Here is a 4,123-nt window from a genome sequence, read left to right on the forward strand (position 1 = left end):
TGGTTTCCTGGCATGCTCTTGTCCCTATAAGCCTTTCGGCATCAGGTCAGCCATCGAACCCAGGAACCTCCCTCCAATTCCTCCCGGCTGGGCCGGGAATACGGCAGAGCGCCTCGTGGCGCACAAGTCCTCCTCGATCCTCCACCTGGCACAGATGACGGTCACGAGGCCGGCGAGGCTGACGGGGGTGGTGGAGTGACAACGGTAGAAGGACAGTTCACGGGTGTAGCGGTGGCGGCGGACGACGACGAAGGCGTGCCCGGCTGCCTCGCCCTCGGCGGGGGTGTCGTCGGGGCGGACCTCGATCAGCGCCCAGTCGTAGTGCCGGTCGCCCTTCAGCCCGTGCCCGGTGCGCATCCGCATCCAGGACTTCGCCGGGACCTTCGCCGCGAGTCGGGCGGCAGTGAAGCGGCCCGCGGCGGTGGCGGCGGTGTGGTCGGCCTTGACGGCCAGGGCGTAGTCGAAGCCGAGGGTCCGGGCGGTGCGGCGCAGTTCGAGGCTGCCGTAGACCTCGTCGCCGGCGAACCAGCGGGCACGTATGCCCAGTTCACGGGCGCGATGCAGCATGACGGCGGCGAGTTGGGGCTTGGTGGCGAAACAGACCTCGTCGGGCACGTGCCGCAGCAGGCGACGCTCCTCGTCCTGCGCCCAGGCGGCGGGCAGGTACAACTCCCGGTCGATGAGCACGTGGCCGCGCGGGGTGGCGTAGGTCAGGTGCACCGCGACCTGGCACAGGCCCACCCCGCCCAGCGCGCCGGAGTATTGGTGGGCCGCGCCGACGCAGTCGGTGGAGGACTTCTCGTCCCCCGTCTCATCGACCACCAACACCGCCTGGTCGTCGTCGAGTTCACGCGTGGCCCAGGAAGCCAGCCGGTCGCGGGCCAGGTCGTGGTCCCATGAACCGCGGGAGAGGAAGTGCTGCAGCCGCCACGGCCCGTCGTGGCCGAGCGCCTCGGCGAGCGTCCAGCAGTTGCGCCGCTCCAGTTCCATCAGCATCGCCTCGGTCATCTCCCGCGCCAACAGCCGCGAGTCGCGGCGCGGGAAACAGGCGGCGACCTCGACCATCAGCGTCCCGAACGCCGTCGTCCACACCTGCTCGGCTATCGTGGCCTCCGCGGCCACCTGATCGTTGAACGTCGTCACAAACGCTCATGATCACGGTGGCCGTTCCCGCACCCGCGGCTACCTCCCTGACCTGCGCGGACACCTCGACGATCACGACTTACAACTGCCGTGTTTGATCAGGGAGTTGAAGCTGAGGCAGAGCATGGGAAGAACGGGCTCCTGTTACGATAACGCCGCGGCCGAAAGCTTTTTCGGCCTGCTGAAAGCGGAGATCGGGACCACCGTCTGGGAGTCCCACGAGGCCGCCCGCGCCGACATCTTCCGCTTCATCGAGGTCGAGTACAACCGCACCCGCCTGCGCAAGCACCCCGAGTACGGCTACGTCACCCCGCTCGAAACCAGAGCTCTGGTGACCCAAGACCTCGCCCCCGCAGCGTAAACATCCGCTGTCCATGATCAGGGGGGAACTTCAGAGTGTCTGCCCGGCCCCGGCTTCCTGGTCATCCGAGAGGACTTTGGCGGCGGCTCCTGGTACCTGGCCATCCAGCCGGTGGACATCCCGCCGCCGTCCCCGCCCAGGCGCGGTCGGCGCCCGCGCAATGTGCTGACACTGCTGTGGCCGGCCCCATGGTCGGACTCGTGGCGCCCTGGCCGGGTGCCGTACCGGAGCGGGGTCACCGGCCGATCAGCGCCTCAGCTCAAGCTGGATTCGCTGCGCAATGAGCGCCGGGCTGCGCATTTCCGGCCGGACGGGTTACGCAAGGCGCTCACCTGCTGTGGTCGGGGTCTGGGCGGTCCTGGTTGAGGCGGGGGTGCCATGCAGGGCAAGCGGGCCCCTGACGCCGGGCCTGTCCGGTCCCCTGAGGGGCCCGCCCTGGCCACGGGCCCGACCAGACGGAACGCCCGCCACCCGACCAACCCCGAGCATGGCGGCGCCGGCGTCGACCGCAGATCCGTCCATGCCTGGTCGGGTGGGTGTGGCCGGACGTGGGTGAGGGCCCGAAGCCGGGGAGGGGTTGGTTCGGGCCCTCACGGTGTTCGCGTATCCGCGAGGGGGCGGATCTTCATGCACGCGATGGCCTGCTCAACGATTCCTCCCGCTGTCGGATACGGGCGGCTGGCCCCGTCGTGGTGGGCCGGCGCATCACTGCGGCGCCCGAGCTGGCCGACGGTCCGGCCGGGAACCTGGCCGGTCACCAGGAGGGGTGATGCTGCCCCGCCAAACTTGGCCTGTAAATCGAACACACGGTCTAATGGCGGGTATGGAGCACGCGATCTTTCCCCCGGACCTGATGCAGCTCCAGACGGACTGGCACCGCACCTACGAGGCCCTGGCCGCGCCGGACCCGGCCCGGACCACCGAGCTGCGGCGCCGTCGGGTCCGGCGATACTGAGCTGCTTTGAGGTCGTCGCCTTGGACGACGGCCTCGTCCGCGGCCGGCGGCGGTGTGCCGTCGGCCGCGGGCGTGGGTCGGGGGCGGTCGGGAGGCGTGTTGCGGGGCCGGTGTCTCATTGCGGTGGGCACCGGTCCGGGTCGGTCGCTTCCGGCGGCTCCATGGTTCAGCGGGTGCCGCCGTCGGGGTGCAGGACGACCTTGGTCCATCCGTTGTCACGGGCGTCGAAGTGCTGGTAGGCCTCGGGGGCCCGGTCCAGGGGGAGTTCGTGGGAGACGATCCAGGACGGTGTGGCCTTGCCCTGCTGGATCAGTTTGCACAGCTGGCGGTTGTAGGCCTTGATGTTGGCCTGCCCGTTGCCGACCGACTGGCCCTTGAACCAGAACAGGCCGTAGTCGAAGGCGAATTCGCCCTGCTTGTACAGCTTGTCGGGGCTGCCGGGGTCCTGGGGGATGAAGATGCCGACCACGCCGATGGTGCCGGTGAACTTCACCGACTCCACCAGGCTGTTCAGCGTCATGTTGGGGTGCTCATGGCCCTGGGGGTCGTGGGCCTGGTAGCCCACGCACTCACAGCCCCGGTCCGCCCCGAGCCCGTTTGTGTGCTCGTTGACCTGGTCGACGGGCGAGGTCTTGGAGTCGTCGACGGCAATGGCCCCGATCTGCTCGGCCAGCGCGAGGCGGTCCGGGTGGCGGTCCACGACCATGACCTTGGATGCACTCTTGAGGTTCGCCGACAGTGCGGCCATCAGGCCGACCGGGCCGGCACCGTAGATCACCACGGTGTCGCCGGGCTGTACCCTGGCGAGTTCCGTGCAGTGCCAACCGGTGGGGAAGACGTCGGAGAGCATCACGTAGTCGGTCTGCCGCTCCCGGGCCTCTTCCGGCAGGACCAGGCAGTTGTGGTCACCGTAGGGCACGCGCAGCAGTTCGGCCTGCCCGCCGCTGTACGGGCCCATGTCGGCGAAGCCGTAGGCGGCACCGGCCGTCTTCGGGTTGTCGGCAGTGGTCAGGCAGAATGCGGTCAGCCCCTGCTCGCAGTTCTGGCAGAAGCCGCAGCTGATGTTGAACGGCAGGCAGACCAGGTCCCCGACCCTGACCTTGTCGACCCCGGAGCCGACCTCGGTCACCTCTCCGAGGTTCTCGTGGCCGAAGATCCGTCCTTGCTCGAAGTCGGTGCGGCCCTCGTACATGTGCAGGTCCGAACCGCAGATGTTGGTGCTGGTGATCTTCACCAGCACATCGGTGGGCCGTTCGATGCGCGCGTCGGGGACATCCTTCACGCTGACGGTGCGCGGTCCTTCATAGACAACAGCCTTCATGGCTTCCCCTTGGATTGCTTCGCCACACGATGGCCGGCATGCAGGTGCTGCGTGTGGGATCGGGGCGCTCCGGTATGACTCGGGCGGCGGGAGACCCGCGCGCGGGCTCGTCCCGCTCGGGCGCCGGAACAATCCTGTGTCCCGTAAGGCCCTCGGCCTTCGGTGACCACTGCCGCGCCACCGCTCTTCCACCCTCCCACCCCCATCAGGCCTGTCAACCTGTGGACGGAACGCCCCCGGGGAGCCTGTCTGTGGGAGGCCCGGGAAGAAAGAGGCCCACTCGTGGCGGGGCGCCCCTGCCTGGTCTGCGCGGACGGAGCCGGGAAGCACACACACGCCCTCC

At 68.9% G+C, this 4,123-nt stretch carries 4 protein-coding genes; 2 read left to right on the plus strand and 2 right to left on the minus strand.

The features are described from left to right. Window positions 1-24: 24 nt before the first annotated feature. Window positions 25-1,143 (minus strand): IS701 family transposase, encoded by a 1,119-nt coding sequence (locus C1I97_RS32730; RefSeq protein WP_258382845.1) that lies wholly within the window; start codon window positions 1,141-1,143, stop codon window positions 25-27. 106 nt (window positions 1,144-1,249) lie between these two features. Here C1I97_RS32730 and C1I97_RS32735 point away from each other — a divergent pair, with 106 nt between their 5' ends. Next, a complete protein-coding gene (locus tag C1I97_RS32735; RefSeq protein WP_441349178.1) occupies window positions 1,250-1,504 on the plus strand; it encodes an integrase core domain-containing protein in 255 nt (84 codons plus the stop codon). 823 nt (window positions 1,505-2,327) lie between these two features. Further along, complete coding sequence (locus tag C1I97_RS42010) at window positions 2,328-2,459, plus strand: hypothetical protein (protein WP_258382846.1); 132 nt, start codon at window positions 2,328-2,330, stop codon at window positions 2,457-2,459. 166 nt (window positions 2,460-2,625) lie between these two features. Here the strand turns inward: C1I97_RS42010 and C1I97_RS32740 are convergent, their stop codons facing one another. Next, window positions 2,626-3,780 carry a glutathione-independent formaldehyde dehydrogenase gene (locus C1I97_RS32740; protein ID WP_111006661.1) on the minus strand — a complete coding sequence of 385 codons (1,155 nt, stop codon included), beginning with the start codon at window positions 3,778-3,780 and terminating at the stop codon, window positions 2,626-2,628. Window positions 3,781-4,123: the final 343 nt, after the last annotated feature.

This window comes from Streptomyces sp. NTH33 (genome assembly GCF_003236365.1).
GTDB lineage: Bacteria > Actinomycetota > Actinomycetes > Streptomycetales > Streptomycetaceae > Streptomyces.